At 62.3% G+C, this 16,073-nt stretch carries 16 protein-coding genes and 1 pseudogene; 7 read left to right on the forward strand and 10 right to left on the reverse strand.

What is annotated here, in order from left to right; genetic code table 11:
- Positions 1 to 62 precede the first annotated feature (62 nt).
- Positions 63 to 887: an NmrA family NAD(P)-binding protein gene (locus EFB14_RS12330; protein ID WP_126825624.1), complete on the forward strand. Its 825-nt coding sequence runs from the start codon at positions 63 to 65 to the stop codon at positions 885 to 887.
- Positions 888 to 889: 2 nt separating this feature from the next.
- Positions 890 to 1,372 (forward strand): anthrone oxygenase family protein, encoded by a 483-nt coding sequence (locus EFB14_RS12335; RefSeq protein ID WP_126825627.1) that lies wholly within the window; start codon positions 890 to 892, stop codon positions 1,370 to 1,372.
- 87 nt (positions 1,373 to 1,459) lie between these two features.
- Here the strand turns inward: EFB14_RS12335 and EFB14_RS12340 are convergent, their stop codons facing one another.
- The 7 genes from EFB14_RS12340 to EFB14_RS12370 all read right to left on the reverse strand — a co-directional run bounded on the left by EFB14_RS12340 (position 1,460) and on the right by EFB14_RS12370 (position 8,448).
- Positions 1,460 to 1,996: a glyoxalase superfamily protein gene (locus EFB14_RS12340; RefSeq protein WP_125842150.1), complete on the reverse strand. Its 537-nt coding sequence runs from the start codon at positions 1,994 to 1,996 to the stop codon at positions 1,460 to 1,462.
- Positions 1,997 to 2,185: 189 nt separating this feature from the next.
- Positions 2,186 to 3,364: a GGDEF domain-containing protein gene (locus EFB14_RS12345; protein WP_125842148.1), complete on the reverse strand. Its 1,179-nt coding sequence runs from the start codon at positions 3,362 to 3,364 to the stop codon at positions 2,186 to 2,188.
- A 216-nt stretch (positions 3,365 to 3,580) separates the two neighbouring features.
- The gene (pyrC, locus tag EFB14_RS12350; protein ID WP_126825630.1) at positions 3,581 to 4,621 is read right to left on the reverse strand and encodes a dihydroorotase; all 1,041 of its coding nucleotides are present in this window, start codon (positions 4,619 to 4,621) and stop codon (positions 3,581 to 3,583) included.
- Positions 4,622 to 4,797: 176 nt separating this feature from the next.
- Positions 4,798 to 5,430, reverse strand: a complete 633-nt coding sequence (locus EFB14_RS12355) for a nucleoside triphosphate hydrolase (RefSeq protein ID WP_125842143.1) — start codon at positions 5,428 to 5,430, stop codon at positions 4,798 to 4,800.
- Positions 5,427 to 6,209, reverse strand: a complete 783-nt coding sequence (locus EFB14_RS12360) for an ATP-binding cassette domain-containing protein (RefSeq protein WP_125842141.1) — start codon at positions 6,207 to 6,209, stop codon at positions 5,427 to 5,429. The genes EFB14_RS12355 and EFB14_RS12360 overlap by 4 nt, the downstream gene beginning before the upstream one ends.
- Positions 6,210 to 6,211: 2 nt before the next feature.
- On the reverse strand, positions 6,212 to 7,276 hold the full coding sequence (locus tag EFB14_RS12365) for an ABC transporter permease (protein WP_125842139.1): 1,065 nt from the start codon (positions 7,274 to 7,276) through the stop codon (positions 6,212 to 6,214).
- A 152-nt stretch (positions 7,277 to 7,428) separates the two neighbouring features.
- A complete protein-coding gene (locus EFB14_RS12370; protein WP_125842137.1) occupies positions 7,429 to 8,448 on the reverse strand; it encodes a sugar ABC transporter substrate-binding protein in 1,020 nt (339 codons plus the stop codon).
- Between the two features lie 228 nt (positions 8,449 to 8,676).
- On the opposite strand from EFB14_RS12370, the gene EFB14_RS12375 reads away from it, so the two are divergent.
- The 5 genes and pseudogenes from EFB14_RS12375 (at position 8,677) to EFB14_RS12395 (ending at position 11,969) form a co-directional block, all read left to right on the forward strand.
- Positions 8,677 to 9,924 (forward strand): ROK family transcriptional regulator, encoded by a 1,248-nt coding sequence (locus EFB14_RS12375; RefSeq protein WP_125842135.1) that lies wholly within the window; start codon positions 8,677 to 8,679, stop codon positions 9,922 to 9,924.
- A complete protein-coding gene (locus EFB14_RS12380) occupies positions 9,908 to 10,375 on the forward strand; it encodes an RbsD/FucU family protein (RefSeq protein WP_125842133.1) in 468 nt (155 codons plus the stop codon). Before EFB14_RS12375 ends, EFB14_RS12380 begins: the two co-directional genes overlap by 17 nt.
- Before the next feature lie 281 nt (positions 10,376 to 10,656).
- Positions 10,657 to 11,238 (forward strand): TetR/AcrR family transcriptional regulator, encoded by a 582-nt coding sequence (locus EFB14_RS12385; protein ID WP_125842131.1) that lies wholly within the window; start codon positions 10,657 to 10,659, stop codon positions 11,236 to 11,238.
- Complete coding sequence (locus tag EFB14_RS12390) at positions 11,235 to 11,597, forward strand: nuclear transport factor 2 family protein (protein ID WP_126825633.1); 363 nt, start codon at positions 11,235 to 11,237, stop codon at positions 11,595 to 11,597. Before EFB14_RS12385 ends, EFB14_RS12390 begins: the two co-directional genes overlap by 4 nt.
- Positions 11,590 to 11,969 (forward strand): annotated as a pseudogene (locus EFB14_RS12395) (TfoX/Sxy family protein). The gene EFB14_RS12390 and the pseudogene EFB14_RS12395 overlap by 8 nt, the downstream one beginning before the upstream one ends.
- A gap of 41 nt (positions 11,970 to 12,010) precedes the next feature.
- Here EFB14_RS12395 and EFB14_RS12400 read toward each other — a convergent pair.
- The 3 genes from EFB14_RS12400 to EFB14_RS12410 all read right to left on the reverse strand — a co-directional run bounded on the left by EFB14_RS12400 (position 12,011) and on the right by EFB14_RS12410 (position 15,716).
- Complete coding sequence (locus EFB14_RS12400) at positions 12,011 to 13,048, reverse strand: 4-hydroxyproline epimerase (protein WP_125842125.1); 1,038 nt, start codon at positions 13,046 to 13,048, stop codon at positions 12,011 to 12,013.
- Positions 13,049 to 13,108: 60 nt separating this feature from the next.
- The gene (locus tag EFB14_RS12405; protein WP_126825639.1) at positions 13,109 to 14,359 is read right to left on the reverse strand and encodes an NAD(P)/FAD-dependent oxidoreductase; all 1,251 of its coding nucleotides are present in this window, start codon (positions 14,357 to 14,359) and stop codon (positions 13,109 to 13,111) included.
- Positions 14,360 to 14,438: 79 nt separating this feature from the next.
- Positions 14,439 to 15,716: an alpha/beta hydrolase gene (locus tag EFB14_RS12410; RefSeq protein ID WP_125842121.1), complete on the reverse strand. Its 1,278-nt coding sequence runs from the start codon at positions 15,714 to 15,716 to the stop codon at positions 14,439 to 14,441.
- Positions 15,717 to 16,073 lie beyond the last annotated feature (357 nt).

Genomic DNA, 16,073 nt, shown 5'->3' on the forward strand with positions numbered 1-16,073 from the left:
ATTATCGCATTTTGCAAATAAGAGACTTTCTCTTGTTTTGAACCCAAGGAAGGAGCTTCGACATGCAGAATTCCGAAATCGTCCTCGTCGGTGGATCGGGAAAGACCGGCGGCCGCATCATGAAACGCCTGGAGGAGCGTGGCCTCGCCGTTCGCGCCGCATCGCGCTCCAGCGCACGTCCCTTCGACTGGGAGGAGAGATCGACCTGGCGCGGCGCGCTCGAGGGCGCATCGAGCGCGTATGTCGCCTTCCAGCCGGATCTCTCCGTCGCATGGGCTGCGGAGGCGATTGGAGCACTCGCCAGGGTCGCAATGGAATGCCACCTTGACCACATCGTCCTGCTCTCCGGACGCGGCGAAGAGGGCGCTCAGCGGAGCGAGGCGGCCCTGAAAGCGTCAGGCATCGGCCACACCATCCTGCGCGCCTCCTGGTTCTGCCAGAACTTCAGCGAGGGCGCGTTTCTGGAAGAGATCCTTGCCGGCCGGCTGCAATTGCCGGCAGGCGAGATCAAGGAACCCTTCATCGATGCCGAGGACATTGCCGATGCCGCCGTCGCGGCCTTGACCGATCCCAGCCATCGCAACAGGACGTATGAACTGACCGGCCCCCGGGCACTGACATTCCGCGAAGCGGTCGCCGAAATCGCCGCGGCACCGGGACGACCGATCGAATACGAGCAGGTCTCAATGGCTGAATTCACCGCGGGGCTCGCCGCCGCGGGCTTGCCCCGCGGACTGATCGACCTTCTGGAGGAGCTTTTCGGCCAAGTGCTCGACGGGCGAAATTCCGGCACCATGAGCGGCGTCACCGATATTCTCGGCCGTCCCGCCACCGATTTCAGCCACTATGCCCGCCGCACCGCGGCAACCGGAATATGGAGCGCCTGACCATGCAGATCCTTCTCGTCATATGCCTCGCCGCTGCCGCTGTCGGCAGCGGCCTCGTGGCCGGCATTTTCTTCGCCTTCTCGACCTTCGTCATGACCGCCTTTTCGAGGATTCCGGCGGAACAGGGTATTGCCGCGATGAACTCGATCAATGTGACGATCGTCCGCTCGCCCTTCATGGTGCTCTTCGTGCCGACGGCGATCCTCTGCATCGTCATCGCCGTGCTGTCGACCATCAACTGGCACGGCGGGGCATCTTCGCTGATGTTGGGAGGCGCGGCACTCTATGTCGTCGCCTCGTTCCTCTCGACCATCGTCTTCAACGTGCCGATGAACGATGCGCTCGCGAAGGTGAGCGGCAACGCGCCGGAAACGGTGGCACTCTGGACCACCTATCTCAGGGACTGGACTTGGTGGAACCATGTGAGGACCATCGCCTCGCTGCTCTCCTCGGTCGCCTTCGTTCGTGCGCTGATGCTGATCTGAAAAGGGCGGAGGGAATGCCCTCCGCCCTTCCTTTGTTTTCATGCAATTTCGGACGCAGAACCGCTGCACAGTTTTGCTGGAATTGCTTTAGTCCTGCTCGCAGAAAGTAATGCGGTTGTTGAAGGGGTCAATGACGCCCATTTCGAAGCCCCAGGGCGCTTCCTCGATACCCGGGTTCATATAGCGGTAGTTCTTGGCGGCGAGTTCGGCCTGGTAGGCGCGCACATCCTTCACCCGCACGAAAATGCCGGCGCCGGGGCTGGCATCGCCGGAATGCTCGCTCAGATGTAATTGCATGCTTTCACGCGAGACCTGACAATAAAGCGGGGAGTTCTCGCCGAAACGGTGCTCCCAATCGAGCGTGAAGCCCAGGAAGCCGCAATAAAATTCCATGGCTTTTTCGACCGAGAAGATGCGGAAGATCGGCACGGGTGGGTCGATGCCTATAGCCGATTTTACGCCTTCGGCATCATTCAGTTTTGCGGAGAGAATATTCCACTGATCGAAGCCGAATTGTCTGGCGACAATCTCCAGGGTTTCGCTGTGGGTGAGGGAAATATCGCGGTCAGCAAGCGCCTGACGCAGGGTTTTTGCCATAAGCTTGGCGTCGCGAAAATCGCGCATGATGTCATCCTTCCGTTGGCGGCAAACAGGACGATCAGTGCCCGCGTCTGCTGACCCGTTCGCCATCAATCGCCAAACGGCAAGGGATGTGAAGGATATTCCTGGATGCATTCACCATAACGCCTGGGCGTCGCGGGGCGGCTGGCTGCATCCGGCCGATGGTGACGTTAAGAGAGGATCCGCCGGGAATCAAGATGCCGTGCGCGATGCCGCGGCTGGGATCGCCTGCAGGTGGCCGGCAAGCTCGACGCGATTACGGCCGGCGCGCTTGGCGGCGTAGAGCGCCTTGTCGGCGGCACTCAGCATTGCCTCGAAATCCAGGGGCTTCGAGCGGCCGGGCGCCACGCCGACGCTGACCGTGCATGTCAGCACCTCGTCGTCGATATGGATCTCGCGGGATTCGAACGCCCTGCGGATGCGCTCGGCCGCAAGTTCGGCACGGCCGGGCATGATCTCCTTCAGCACCAGAGCGAATTCCTCGCCGCCGAGCCGGGCGGCGGTATCGCCAGTGCGGCAATGGGTGGCAAGCTCGCCGGCGAAGACCTTGAGCACGCCGTCACCGGCAGCATGGCCAAAGCGGTCATTGACGGATTTGAAATGATCGATATCGAAGACAATAACGGCGGTCGTTGTCCCCATCGGGCGTGTGCCGTATTCGTCGAAGAGCGCCCGGCGGTTGAGCAGGCCGGTCAGCGAATCCGTGATCGCCTCGAGGCGATGGCGGGCGGCGAGCCGCCACTGATGCAGCGCCAGCGACAGCGCGCCGATCCCGGTCATCCCGGCGATGCAGACGGCAAGGCTCAGATCCTCCGCCCAGTTGCTCGGTGCCTTTCCCAGCACCAGCTTTCCGTCTGATATCAATACGGCGGCGCACAGGACAAAGGAGATCGCGGTCAGCGTATAAAGCGCGGTGATGCCAAGCAGCGGCGCCGGCGCCTCGGCACGGGCGAGCCAATATTGCCGGGCGGTGGCAAAGAGCAGAAGAGCGATGGCCAGATTGTCGGCGATGAACGCCAGACCGTCATAACCTGACAGCATCGGCACGATGGAGAAGACCATCGCTGCAAGCGCGCGGATCGCAATGGCCGGCACCGACAGGCGGCCGGCGAGGAACTGTTTGCCGGCGCCCCAGATGGTGGCGAAACCGGCATGAAACAGCACGAAATTGGCCACACCCAGCCATGTCTCCGGGCTATTCACGTAGGCGCTATAGACGAAAATGCCGCTGACGACGAGGACAAGGCCGATGGTGGCGGTCAGCAGCACCGTTTCATCGCGGCGGACCAGCCAACTGCCCATCAACGTCACGGCGAGGCATGCCGCCGAAACGCCGAGCGCCAATAAGAGGGAGTTATAGTCAAGCATCATGCTTTTCAGTCTCCGCAGCAATTCAAAGTGCTGCAGCGTCCTGTGCGTGTCTGAAAAGACGCGCGGGATGCTGGCAGCTTATGGGGCCCGCACAAGGAATGTCTTATGCATCCGTTAAAAAATGATGCACCGCACAACGCAAATGTTACGCGTTTAACGTCGCGCCGAGACTTAAGATGAATATTCTATTTAAAATTGAAAACGCTGAAGTGATACCTATCCCACCACCCGCCAATGCAAGGGAAACATCGGATCGAAGACCGTCACCGGCCCGGCCCCGGTTTCTATCTTGGCGGGAAAGACGACCGGCTCGGCCTGCCTTGTCAGCGTGATGCGTTCCTCGTTCGGCGGCAGGCCATACCAGGCCGGTCCATTAAGCGAGGCGAAGGCTTCGAGCCTGTCCAGTGCACCCTCTTGCTCAAACACATGAGCAAGGCAGCTCATCGTATTGATCGACGTGTAAATGCCGGCGCAGCCGCAGGCGCATTCCTTCAGCGGATCGACGTGCGGAGCGGAATCGGTGCCGAGGAAGAAACGAGCGTCGCCGCTGGTCGCGGCTGCGCGCAAGGCCAGCCGGTGGCTCTCACGCTTGGCGACCGGCAGGCAGTAATAATGCGGGCGTATGCCGCCGACGAGAATGGCGTTGCGGTTGATGATCAGATGATGGGTGGTGATGGAGCCGGCGAGATTGCCCTTGGCAGCCTTGATGTAATCGATACCATCCGATGTCGTCACATGCTCCATCGTCACCTTCAGCTCGGGCAGGCGCTGCCGCAGCGGATCGAGCACGGTCTCGATGAAGACGGCCTCGCGGTCGAAGATATCGACTTCAGGCGTCGTCACCTCGCCGTGGACGCAGAGCGGCAGGCCGATCTCAGCCATGCGCTCCAGCACCGGCATCGCCTTTTCCATGTCGCGCACTCCGCCATGCGAATTGGTCGTGGCGCCGGCGGGATAAAGCTTGACGGCGGTGATGAGGCCGCTCCTTGCGCCCTCCTCCACATCGTCGGGGCTCGTATGCTCGGTGAGATAAAGCGTCATCAGCGGCTGGAAGCGATGACCGTTCGGCAAAGCCTTTAGGATGCGGTCGCGATAGGCCGTCGCGTCGGCTGACGTGACGACGGGCGGCACGAGATTGGGCATGATGATGGCGCGGGCGAAGGTGCGGCTCGTATCGGCGATCACGCCTTCCAGCATGGCGCCGTCGCGCAGATGCAGGTGCCAGTCGTCGGGACGGCGGATGGTGATCGATTGCATGGCAGGCCTCCGAAGCGATGCGTCTGCGGCCTCGATAGCACTAAAGCGCACCGCATTGAAATTGATTCATGCGACGCGCTTTAGGTCTTTGTTTGACGCATGTCGTCATCCCAAAACCGCTGCACACTTTTGGGCGACATTCATTATCTCTGTGTGTGAAAACTATCGCCGCGGCATCACGCCAGCGCGATCTCCAGCGTCATATCGGCCGGGCGGCGATTTTCGAGGATCAAACGGCCATTCGGCAGATCGTTGCCGTAGACCTTGGCGCTCGCCTCTTCCTCGCTGAGCTTATAGCCGCGCCAGCGATCCCAGAGACGCTCTTCCAGCACCTCCAACGGCGGGGCAAGCATGATCGTGTAATCGAAAATGCCGTCGAGTTCCGCCCATTTGCCCTGGGTGAAGAGCAGATAGTTACCCTCGATGATGATGAAACGATCCCTGGGATCGATCGGCCGGGCCGAGGCGATCGCGAGTTCGCGCGACCGGTCGAAGACCGGAACGAGGACTTCCTGGTCGGCGGGACGGACGGCGCGGACGATATCGAGGAAGCCGCGGACGTCGAAGGTCTCGGGAATACCCTTGCGGGCAAGCAGACCGCGTTCGATCAGGATGGCGTTGTCCATGTGGAAGCCGTCCATAGGCAGCACGGCGGCAGTCTCGCCCTTCGCCTTCAGCGCCGTTGCCAGATTATCGGCCATGGTCGATTTGCCGGAACCCGGCGGCCCGGCGATGGCAATCAGGAAACGCCTGGCACCGCCGGCGCGGTCAAGCACCTCGCCGGCGATTTCGTCGATGCGTGCGCTCATGCAGCGACGGGCTCCGTCGGCACCGCCTTGGCGCCGGTCATGAAGGCGACCGCGTCGGACATGGTGTATTCCTTCGGATCGATCACCGTCAGCCGCCGGCCGAGACGGTGAATATGGATCCGGTCGGCCACCTCGAAGACATGCGGCATGTTGTGGGAGATCAGCACGATCGGCAGGCCGCGGGCGCGCACGTCGAGGATCAGTTCCAGCACGCGGCGGCTTTCCTTGACGCCGAGCGCCGCCGTCGGTTCGTCCATGATGATGACCTTCGACCCGAAGGCGGCGGCGCGAGCCACCGCAACACCCTGGCGCTGACCGCCGGAGAGCGTCTCCACGGCCTGATTGATGTTCTGGATGGTCATCAGGCCGAGTTCGGAAAGCTTGTCGCGCGCCAGCTTTTCCATAGCCGGCCGATCGAGCATGCGGAACAACGAACCCAAGGGACCGGGTTTGCGGATCTCGCGGCCGAGGAACATGTTGTCGGCAATCGACAGCGCCGGCGAAAGGGCGAGGTTCTGGTAAACCGTTTCGATGCCGGCCTCGCGGGCCTCCATCGGCGACCTGAACTGTACCTGCCGGCCCTCCAGCGTGATCACCCCTTCATCAGGAGTGACAGCGCCGGAGATCGCCTTGATGAGCGAGGACTTGCCGGCGCCGTTATCGCCGATGACGGCGAGGATTTCACCCGGATAGAGGTCGAAATCGGCATTATCGAGCGCGGTCACGCGGCCATACCGCTTAACGAGACCGCGGGCGGTGAGAAGGGGTTCGCGAGCCATGGTTACACCGAAACCTTTCTGATCCACTGGTCGATGCCGACGGCGGCGATGATCAGCACGCCCGTCAAAAGGACTTTCCATTGCGGGTCGGCGCCAAGCATGTTGAGGCCCATCGACACAACGCCGACGATCATCGCGCCGAAGAGGGTGCCGAGAATCGAGCCGCGGCCGCCGAAGAGCGAGATGCCGCCGATCACGGTCGCAGTGATCGCCTGGAGGTTATAATCGGTGACCGCAGAGGACGGCGAGATCGAGCCGTTGCGGCCGATGGAGACCCAGGCGGCGAAGGCAGCGATCACTCCCGATATGGTGTAGACGGTCAGCAGCACCTTCTTGGTCTGAATACCGGAGAGCTTGGCCGCCTCCGGATCGTCGCCGACCGCATAGACATGCCGACCCCAGGCCGTGTGATTGAGGACGTACCAGAGCAAGAGGACGAGCAACACCATGGCAACGACGCCGAGCGTCAGAACGGCGCTGCCGAGCTTGAAGTTCGCGGCGAAAAGATGCAGCAGCGGCGCCTGTTCGTCGACGTCGGTGTCGCGGATCGTCTCGTTGGCGGAATAAATGAAATTCGTCGCCATGACGATATTCCAGGTGCCGAGCGTGACGATGAAGGGCGGCAGCTTCATGAAGGCGACGAGGGCGCCGTTCAGCAATCCGCAAAGGCCACCGACGACAAGCCCGGCGACCACTGCGATCGGCGTCGGTATGCCGTAGGTGATGGCGACATTGCCCATGATGACGGCCGAGATCACCATGATGACGCCGATCGAAAGATCGATGCCGGCGGTCAGGATGACCAGTGTCTGGGCAGCGCCTAGAATACCGACGACAGCGATCTGCTGCAGGATCAGCGTCAGCGTGTATGAAGAGAAGAAGCGCCCGGGAAGCGCGATCCCGAAGATGATGATCGCCAGCAGCAGCACGATCAGCGGCACGGCGGCCGGCGTCGAGTGCAGAAAATGCTGAATCCGCTTTATCAGCGAGACTTTCTGGTGCTCGAAGGACGCGACATTCTTGTCGCTGCCGTCGAGGACGCGTTCGAATTCCTGTGCTCCGGTCATTGTTCCTCCTCCGCATCCGCGCGCCGAACTCGCGCGGAGGCCGTCACCCTTGTTGATCCGTTCGTTGCTTAGCCGGTGGGGCGACGACACATCGTCCGTCCAAAACGGCCGGGGATCAAGCCCCGGCCGTTCTCTCTTTCAAAAGATTGGGCTCAGCCCCAGCACTTGGCAGTGCCTTCCTTGGTATCGATCGACTTGAGGCCGGAGACCGGCTTGTCGGTGACGAGCGAGACACCGGTGTCGAAGAAGGACTTGCCTTCAGTCGGCTTCGGCTTTTCGCCGCTATCGGCGAACTTCTTGATCGCCTCGATACCGAGCGACGCCATCAGCAGCGGATACTGCTGCGAGGTGGCGCCGATGACGCCTTCCTTGACCGACTTGACGCCCGGGCAACCGCCGTCGACCGAGACGATCAGCACGTTCTTTTCCATGCCGACGGCCTTCAGCGCCTGATAGGCGCCGACGGCGGCCGGCTCGTTGATCGTGTGGATGACGTTGATGCTCGGATCCTTCTGCAGAAGGTTTTCCATGGCCTTGCGGCCCCCTTCCTCGTTGCCGTTGGTCACGTCATGGCCGACGATGCGCTTGTCGTCTTCGTCGCCGATCTTGTTCGGGTTCTTCGGGTCGATGCCGAAGCCGATCATGAAGCCCTGGTCGCGCAGAACGTCGACCGTCGGCTGCGACGGCGTCAGGTCGAGGAAGCCGACCTTGGCGTCCTTGGCCTTGTCGCCGAGCGTTTCCTTGGCCCACTGGCCGATCAGCTTGCCGGCGAGCAGGTTGTCGGTGGCGAAGGTGGCGTCGGCGGCATCTGCCGGCTCGAGCGGCGTGTCGAGAGCGATGACCAGCACACCGGCATCACGTGCCTTCTTGACCGAAGAGACGATGCCCTTGGTGTCGGAAGCTGTGAGCAGGATGCCCTTTGCGCCGTCGGCAATGCAGCTTTCGATCGCCGCAACCTGGCTTTCGCTGTCACCATCGACCTTGCCAGCATAGGACTTCAGCGAAACGCCGAGTTCCTTGGCCTTGGCCGTCGCACCTTCCTTCATCTTGACGAAGAAAGGGTTGGTGTCGGTCTTGGTGATGAGGCAGGCGGAAACGTCAGCCGCCATCGCCGGAGCGGAAAAAGCGACACCGAGCGCGAGCGCGCCGAAAGCGAGAACTGATTTCTTCATGGACTCCTCCCAGAGTTTGCCGGCACCGCCCCTGCGGTCCGGACCTGCTAAAATGACACTTCGCTGTGGAGTGCCCAAGGCCCCCACAAGCCGTCCCGTGCCCTTGACGATGGCAATTAAGAGCGAAAAGAAATCGGCTTGTCAATAAATAAATCCGATTGAATTATTAATTCCATATGGCATGCTCGGCGAAAATCAGGCATAGGCCAACGATCGGGAGGAGCGGCCATGTCGTCCTTGGATGGACCGGAGAACACACCGGGCCCGCCGCCAATTCTAAATCCGGCCGGAGGTGCGAACCAGGTCAGGGTGCGGGCTTATAACGAACGGCTCGTGCTGTCGCTGGTGCGCCTTTACGGCGCGCTGTCGAAGGCCGATATCGCACGCCGCAGCGGGCTTTCGGCGCAGACCGTCTCCGTCATCATGCGGGTCCTGGAAAAGGAAGGGCTGCTTTCTCGGGGCGCGCCGGTGCGCGGCCGGGTCGGCCAGCCGTCGATCCCGATGCATCTCAATCCCGACGCCGTCTATTCCTTCGGCCTAAAGATGGGCCGGCGCAGCGCCGATCTGGTGCTGATGGATTTCGTCGGCCGCATCCGCATGCAGCTGCATCGGACCTATGCCTATCCGCTGCCGAACGAAATCCTGGCCTTCGTCACCTCGGGCATCCGGGAGATCGAGGACCGGCTCGATGAAAAGCAGCGAGGCCGCATCGCCGGCCTCGGTATCGCCGCACCTTTCGAACTCTGGAACTGGGCAGACGAGGTGGGCGCGCCGCCCGGCGCCATGGAGGTCTGGCGGGACGTCGATCTGCAGGCGGATGTCGCCACGCGCGTCTCCCATCCGGTCTTCCTGCAGAACGATGCGACCAGCGCCTGCGGCGCCGAACTCGTCTTCGGCGTCGGGCCGTCCTACCCGGATTTCGTCTATTTCTTCATCGGCTCCTTCATCGGCGGCGGCATCGTGCTGAATTCAGCAATCTTTTCCGGCCGCACCGGCACGGCGGGCGCGATCGGACCGCTGCCCGTGCGCGGCAAGAACGGCGAAACGAAGCAGTTGCTCGAAATCGCCTCGATCTTCGTGCTTGAAAACATGCTGCGCGAGCGCGGCATCGATCCGGAGCCGCTCTGGTATTCGGCCGACGACTGGGTGGATTTCGGCGAGCCCATGGAAACGTGGATCCAGGATACCGCCAAGGCGCTGGCGCAGGCGATCGTGGCAGCCGCCTCGATCGTCGATTTCAGCGCAGCGGTGATCGACGGCGGCTTTCCCAACTGGGTGCGCAGCCGCATCGTGCAGGCGACGATCAATGAAGCCGCCAAGCTCGACCTGCAGGGCGTCGTCATGCCTGATATCATCGAGGGCGCGGTCGGCGCCCAAGCGCGCGCCATCGGCGGCGCCAGCCTGCCGATTTTCGCGCGCTATCTCACCGACCAAAACGTACTCTTCAAGGAGATTGACCATGCTGAAGGAACTTGATCCGCTCTTAAGCCCGGAGCTGCTTTTTACGCTTCGCGCCATGGGTCACGGCGACGAGATCGCCATCGTCGACGGCAATTATCCAGGTGTCGAACATGCACGCCGCCTGATCCGGCTCGACGGCCACCACCTCATCCCGGTTCTGAACGCCGTCCTCAGCGTGCTGCCGATCGACGATTTCGTCCCCGAGGCAATCTTCCGCTCGACCGTCAAGGCAGAGCGCGACAGGCTCGACCCCGTGCACGAGGAGATGATCGCCTGCTGCGCGAAGCACGAACCGCACCGGCAGGTGGTGCCGCTCGTCGGCCAGGATTTCTACGGCCGGGTCAAGGCCGCCCACGCACTGATCCAGACCAGCGAGCCCCGACTCTACGCCAATATCATCCTGCGCAAGGGCGTGATCTATCCGAAGGAGAACGCCCACACCGAGGTTGATCCCTTCGTCTATTGACGCTCAGACCTCGCCGGCCGACGGCCTCAGACATCCGTCAGGGCGAAGCCGGCGAAATCAGTTACGGGAAGGTCTTCGTCACCTTGAGCGTCGAGGTATCTCTTCTCAGTTGAAACTTCGTACGAAGTCCTGAGCCGCTCCTGGCCACATTCCAGTCCCGCGCTATCGCCTGGCACGACCGAGGTCGACCAGGCGAGAATTTCCGAAAAGTCATGGGAGGCGATTGCATCTTTATTCTTTATCATTCATTCTAGAACAATTGATAAAGAATCGGAGCGACTATGGGCCGGACGCGGGAATTCGACGAGGAGGCGGTGCTGACGGGGGCGATGCACATCTTTCGCAAGCAGGGCTATCAAGGTGCGTCCATCCGAGATCTCGAGGAGGCGACGGGCCTCAAAGGCGGAAGCATCTATCACTCCTTCGGCGACAAGGCCGGCCTCTTCGACGCAGCGTTCGGACATTACCACCGGATCGTCCTGGAAGGACGGATCAAGCGGTATGCGCCGCCAGGGAGCGGGCTTCAAGGCTTGCGCGAACTCTTCCTCTCACTCCTGCACGAGCCCGATAATGGCTCGCTCGGCTGTCTGATCACCAACACGGCGGTGGAATTCGGAGGTGATGTCGAACCGCATCCCCGTGTCGAGGCAGCGCTCAGCCTCCTTCGCACCACATTCCGCTCGAGGCTCACCGAGGCGTCGGCCTTTGCTCGGGACGCCGATGGAGCCAAGGCGACGTGGACAGCCATCCGTCTTCTTGCCCTCTATCAGGGCCTCCTCGTGCTCATTCGCGGCGGCGAAGACAAGACCGGCCTGCGACAGGCGATACAAGACGAATTCAATCAACTGGAGACTCTACTATGACACCTGAGGCCTTATGGAATCGATATGCGGCCATCTGGTCGCTGGATGCCGACGCTCGCGAGCCGGAAATGTTGGCTTGCCTCGCTGACGATGTGACCTATTGCGGTCCTCATGGAGCGATCGCGGGACGAGCCGGTCTCTCGGCCTACATGGCCGGATTTCAGGAGAGTGTACCGGGAGGCCGGTTCAAGATACTGAGCGTTCTCCATCATAATGAACGGTCGCTGGCGCGCTGGGCGCTGCGCCGGGAAGACGAGAGGGTCTTGCAAACGGGCACGAGCTTCGGGGTGATTTCCGATGGCCGGCTCGGCGCGATCACCGGCTTCTTCGATCCCCTGGCGGAGCAGCCGCATGAGTAGCGAGACGACACGCAGACTGGCGCTCGACTTTGCGAGCCAGCTCGCCCCGGCCGGCTCCGTCGATGTCCGACGCTTCTTCGGCGGATCCGCCCTGGTCCGAAACGGCGCACAATTCGGATTCGTCATGAAAGGCACGTTGTATCTCCGCGTCGACGATGCGATGCGCGCGGAGTTTGAGGCAGATGGTTCCGAGCCGTTCAGCTACCGTGCTGCCGGCCGGGGGGTGACGGTTCGCCGCTACTACGCAGTCCCTGCGCATGTGGTCGACGATCCCGCGTTGCTGCACGCATACTCGGAGCGAGCATTGCACGCGACCCCGCGGCCCGCCACAGACTCTCCCACACGATCCCGGCCGTGACCCCGTCTGGCTAATGCCGATGCCCAGGCCGCCCCGCGGGATCACGCCTGAGCGGTCAAATCTCGCCGGCCGAGGGTCCCCAGACATCCGTCAGCGCGAAGCCGCCTGGATGCGGATCGAAGGGGTCGAGGGCCACTTGGGTCAGGCCGAAGGTGAAGCCGCGGCCGGTGATGGTGGGGATAACCGCAGGGCGGCCGGCGACTTCGGTCACCGCCTGGAGGCCGACCTCGAATTCCGAGCCGATGATCGATTTCGAGGTGAAGGTTTCGCCGACCTTGGCCTTGCCGCGGGCATAAAGCGTGGCGAGATTGGCGGAATTGCCGGTGCCGCAGGGCGAGCGGTCAGCCCGGCCCGGCCACATGGTGGTGCAGGTGCGCACCGTGCCGTCCGCCTCGGTGTCGCGGAACATGACATAGGCGATTCCTGAGATTGCCGGGATCTCGGGATGGACGACCTTGATGTCGCGGTTGATCAGCTCCTTGAGGATCATGCCGGCCTGCACGAGGCCGGCAGCGTTGGCCTTCTCGATCGTAAGGTTGATCTGGCCGACATCGACCAGCGCGTAAAAGATGCCGCCGTAGCAGATGTCGGCCCTGATCTTTCCCCAATGCGGCGTGTCGATCTCGACGTCGAGCTCATGGACGAAGGAAGGCACCATGGTGAGCCTGACCTTCTCGCAGCGACCGTCGCGGCAGGTTGCCGTCGCCTTGACGAGGCCGGCCGCGGTTTCGAGGGTAACAACCGTCTCCGGCTCCTTCATCTCGACGATGCCGGATTCGAGCAGTGCCGTCGTGACGCAGATCGAGTTCGAGCCGGAGCTCGCATGCGCCTGGTCAGGCTGCAGGATGATGAAGGCGGCATCCGCTTCCGGGTGGCGCGCCGGCAGCAGCAGGTTGACGGAGCCGATCGGAGCGCCGCGCGGCTCCAGGCAGAGGAAGCGGCGGAGCTCATCGCCCTTCGGATCGGTGTTCAGCCAATGCAGCTGGGCGGCGATGGTATCGCCGGGGATTTTCGGGACGCCGCCGATTGCGACGCGGCCGATTTCGCCTTCGGCGTGGACATCGAGAAGCTGGATCGTGCGCTTCCATCTCATATCGAAAACTCCAGATCAGCCGTGGCGGGTAACGCCGCCATCGACGCGGATCGTTCCAAGTTAATACCGGTCGATGCGGAACGGGGTGATATCGACTGATGGTTTCACCCCGGTCACCATATCGGCGATCACGAGCGCTGTCGTCGCCGAAAAGGTCAGCCCCAGGTGGCCGTGGCCGGTCGCGTAGAAAACGCCGGGCATCTTCGCCGAAGGCGAAATGATCGGGATCGTATCGGGCAACGCCGGGCGATGCCCCATCCATTCCGTCGCCTCCTCGACCTTCAGCCCCGGCAGCGCACGCTGGGCATGGCGCACCAGCACCCTGGGGCGGCGGAAATCGGGAGCGGCGTCGAGACCAGCGAGCTCGACATTGCCGCCGACGCGGATGCCGCCCGCCGTCGGCGTCACCATGAAGGCGCGATGCGGCCAGATCACCGAATAGCGCATGGAGATGCCGGGCTTCATGATCTGAGTGTGATAGCCGCGCTCGGTTTCAAGCGGGATCGGTTCGCCGAGCTTTTCTGCAAGGAACCGGGTGTGGACGCCGGCGGCCAGCACCACCGAACCGGCCTCGATGCGTCTGCCATCCTCGAGAAGAACGACGGCGGTGCCATCGCCCTTGCGCTCGATATTCCGGACGGTGCCGGAGACGAAGGCTGCCCCCGCGGCCATGGCGGCGTCGGCCAGCTTCACCACCAGCTTGTAGGGATCGCGGATCGACTTGTTGTCGGCCAGCAGCACAGCGCGGGCAATCGCCGGCGACAGCGCTGGCTCGTAATACTGGATGGCGCCGTTGCTTAACACCTCGAACTCGAGACCGCAGCGCTGCATCATGGCGAGATGGGCACGATCGGCGGCAAATTCCGCCTCCGTCTCGTAGATCGCGAGACAGCCCTCCTCCGTCATCAACTCGGGCGCGCCGATCGCCTGCAGCATTTCCCTGAAATCGCCGAGCGCCCGATGCGACAGGCTCATGCCGGCATCTTCGATTTCTCTCAGGCGGGAGGGTCGGCCGGCGGCGAGGAAGCGCAGGAACCAGGGCAGCATCCTGGCGGCATAGGACGGCCGCAGCCAGACCGGGCCTTCCGGATCGAGCAGCCAGCCGGGGATCTTCTTCCAGGTCGAAGGGCCGGAACCGGCGGCAAAATCGAGCGCGATGCTCGCCATGTTGCCGAAAGAGGTGCCGCGTCCCGGCTCGCCCTTGTCGATCAGCGTCACCGCGAGGCCACGCCGCTGCAGCTCGAGGGCGATCGAGGCGCCGATCACGCCTGCGCCGACGACAACCACGCTCTTCTTCGTCTCATCCGCCATGAATCAACCCATCGCACGGCAGACAGGATTGCCGTTGCGACTCTGATATATCAGATCGGTGACGATGCATATGGAATTTTTACTGGCTTTCGGGAAGGCCCGCGCCGACGCTATCGCCAACCGAACCGACGGTATTGTCCATCGACTGGCCGAGACGCTTCAGTTGGGCATCGTAGTTACGCCGGGTGCGCGGATCGAAGATTGCGATCGGCGTGCTGACGGCGACGCTGACCGCACTTCCGGCAGTCTGGGCAGCCCCCATCGCCACGGCGCCGACCGCCTCGCCGAGACCGACCTCAGAATCGGTGATCGTCTGGCCTGCAATCAGCCGGTCGCCGATCAGCTTCACCACCTCGGGGCTTTCGGCGAACTTGCCGTGGTTCAATCGGTCGCCGCCCTTGAGCTTGGTGAGATCGAGCACGGTGATGCCCGCCGCCTCGAGCTTGCTGCGGTAGGGTTCGACCGAAGGATCGATCTGACCGAGCCGGTCGACATTGCCCGAGATACGTCGCGACAGGGCCAAGGCCCGGTCATCCCTGGAGACGAAGATGGTGAAATGCGGCTTTTCCTTCCCGAGGCTCATGAACTGCCGGCCGAAGACATCGACGTCGAGATCCGGCGAGGCAAGGATGACGTTGTTGATCTTCGAGGCGACTTGCCCGTTGCGGATTGCCATCTGCCTGAGCGCTTCGACGGTCAGCCAGGTGCCCATCGAATGCGCCATGACGGTGACGTCGCTGACGGCAGGATTGGCGGCGGTGCGGGTGAGCAATTCCTCCAGCGCGTCGCGGGAATAGTTGGTGCTTTCCTTGTCGTAATTATAATCGAAGATGCTGGCACGCGAAGGCCATGTGAAGACGACGGGGGCAACGTCGGCATGAGAATCGTGGACGATCTGCGCGAAGCGGTAGACGGCATCCTCGTAGCGATTGTTGAAGCCGTGCACGAAAACCAGCACGCGGCGGCTTTTCGGCATATGGCTCTTCAGCCAAGTCTCGCCCGCCCGCTCGCCTTCCAGCGGATCGACGGAAACGGTGACGAAATCGCGCAGCGGATCGGCCGGCAGACGTTTTGGCCACTGTACCTGGCCGACCTTGCGGTTGGCTTCCGGCGGAATGGAGACATCGACGGCATTGACGGTCAGCCCCGTGCCGCGTTCGCCGGAGAAAAGCACGGCAGGATTGTCGTCGGCAGCACGCGTCGTCGCCACGAGAAGATCGACCTTCGACGTGCCCGGGGGCACGCTGCCGGCCGCCTGCATCACACCGATGGGCCTGCCGCCGCAACCAGCGAGCGCAAAGGCCGCAACCAGAAGAGCTGCCAAAGCTGAACGCGAGGCGCGCCATTTGCCGATCATGACCAAACTCCAACCGGTTCACGCGCCAGACAGACGGCACGCGCGCAAATTGTCCGATGGCGCTTGCCGAGTCAAACGATGCTGTGGAAAAGCCTGAGCAAAAAGGAAAAAAGCCCGACGCGGGAGGAGGTGCGCCGGGCTCTTGATCCTGACTGACAACTGGGAGGAGGAGTGTTGTCAGTCCGATGTAAGAGCGCTGGGAGGAGGAGTGCGCTGCTTACGAAGATAGTAATACCCAATTCATTCGATGGAGAACAGAGAAAATACCGCAATGCAGCAATGCGCTGAGCGCAAGGCTTGCCGCAAAAATAACAGATCGACGCCTCATTTTGCAGCATGTTTGACCGGATGGTCAAA

The sequence above is a fragment of the Rhizobium fabae genome, from assembly GCF_003985135.1.
In the GTDB taxonomy this organism is placed as follows: Bacteria; Pseudomonadota; Alphaproteobacteria; order Rhizobiales; family Rhizobiaceae; genus Rhizobium; species Rhizobium pisi.

What these genes read in the sequence shown, in the direction of transcription:
- EFB14_RS12410 (WP_125842121.1), bottom strand. Translation starts at nt 15,716, where the DNA reads ATGATCGGCAAATGGCGCGCCTCGCGTTCAGCTTTGGCAGCTCTTCTG.
- EFB14_RS12385 (WP_125842131.1), top strand. Translation starts at nt 10,657, where the DNA reads ATGGGCCGGACGCGGGAATTCGACGAGGAGGCGGTGCTGACGGGGGCG.
- EFB14_RS12365 (WP_125842139.1), bottom strand. Translation starts at nt 7,276, where the DNA reads ATGACCGGAGCACAGGAATTCGAACGCGTCCTCGACGGCAGCGACAAG.
- EFB14_RS12405 (WP_126825639.1), bottom strand. Translation starts at nt 14,359, where the DNA reads ATGGCGGATGAGACGAAGAAGAGCGTGGTTGTCGTCGGCGCAGGCGTG.
- EFB14_RS12355 (WP_125842143.1), bottom strand. Translation starts at nt 5,430, where the DNA reads ATGAGCGCACGCATCGACGAAATCGCCGGCGAGGTGCTTGACCGCGCC.
- pyrC (WP_126825630.1), bottom strand. Translation starts at nt 4,621, where the DNA reads ATGCAATCGATCACCATCCGCCGTCCCGACGACTGGCACCTGCATCTG.
- EFB14_RS12370 (WP_125842137.1), bottom strand. Translation starts at nt 8,448, where the DNA reads ATGAAGAAATCAGTTCTCGCTTTCGGCGCGCTCGCGCTCGGTGTCGCT.
- EFB14_RS12400 (WP_125842125.1), bottom strand. Translation starts at nt 13,048, where the DNA reads ATGAGATGGAAGCGCACGATCCAGCTTCTCGATGTCCACGCCGAAGGC.
- EFB14_RS12345 (WP_125842148.1), bottom strand. Translation starts at nt 3,364, where the DNA reads ATGATGCTTGACTATAACTCCCTCTTATTGGCGCTCGGCGTTTCGGCG.
- EFB14_RS12340 (WP_125842150.1), bottom strand. Translation starts at nt 1,996, where the DNA reads ATGCGCGATTTTCGCGACGCCAAGCTTATGGCAAAAACCCTGCGTCAG.
- EFB14_RS12380 (WP_125842133.1), top strand. Translation starts at nt 9,908, where the DNA reads ATGCTGAAGGAACTTGATCCGCTCTTAAGCCCGGAGCTGCTTTTTACG.
- EFB14_RS12390 (WP_126825633.1), top strand. Translation starts at nt 11,235, where the DNA reads ATGACACCTGAGGCCTTATGGAATCGATATGCGGCCATCTGGTCGCTG.
- EFB14_RS12335 (WP_126825627.1), top strand. Translation starts at nt 890, where the DNA reads ATGCAGATCCTTCTCGTCATATGCCTCGCCGCTGCCGCTGTCGGCAGC.
- EFB14_RS12330 (WP_126825624.1), top strand. Translation starts at nt 63, where the DNA reads ATGCAGAATTCCGAAATCGTCCTCGTCGGTGGATCGGGAAAGACCGGC.
- EFB14_RS12375 (WP_125842135.1), top strand. Translation starts at nt 8,677, where the DNA reads ATGTCGTCCTTGGATGGACCGGAGAACACACCGGGCCCGCCGCCAATT.
- EFB14_RS12360 (WP_125842141.1), bottom strand. Translation starts at nt 6,209, where the DNA reads ATGGCTCGCGAACCCCTTCTCACCGCCCGCGGTCTCGTTAAGCGGTAT.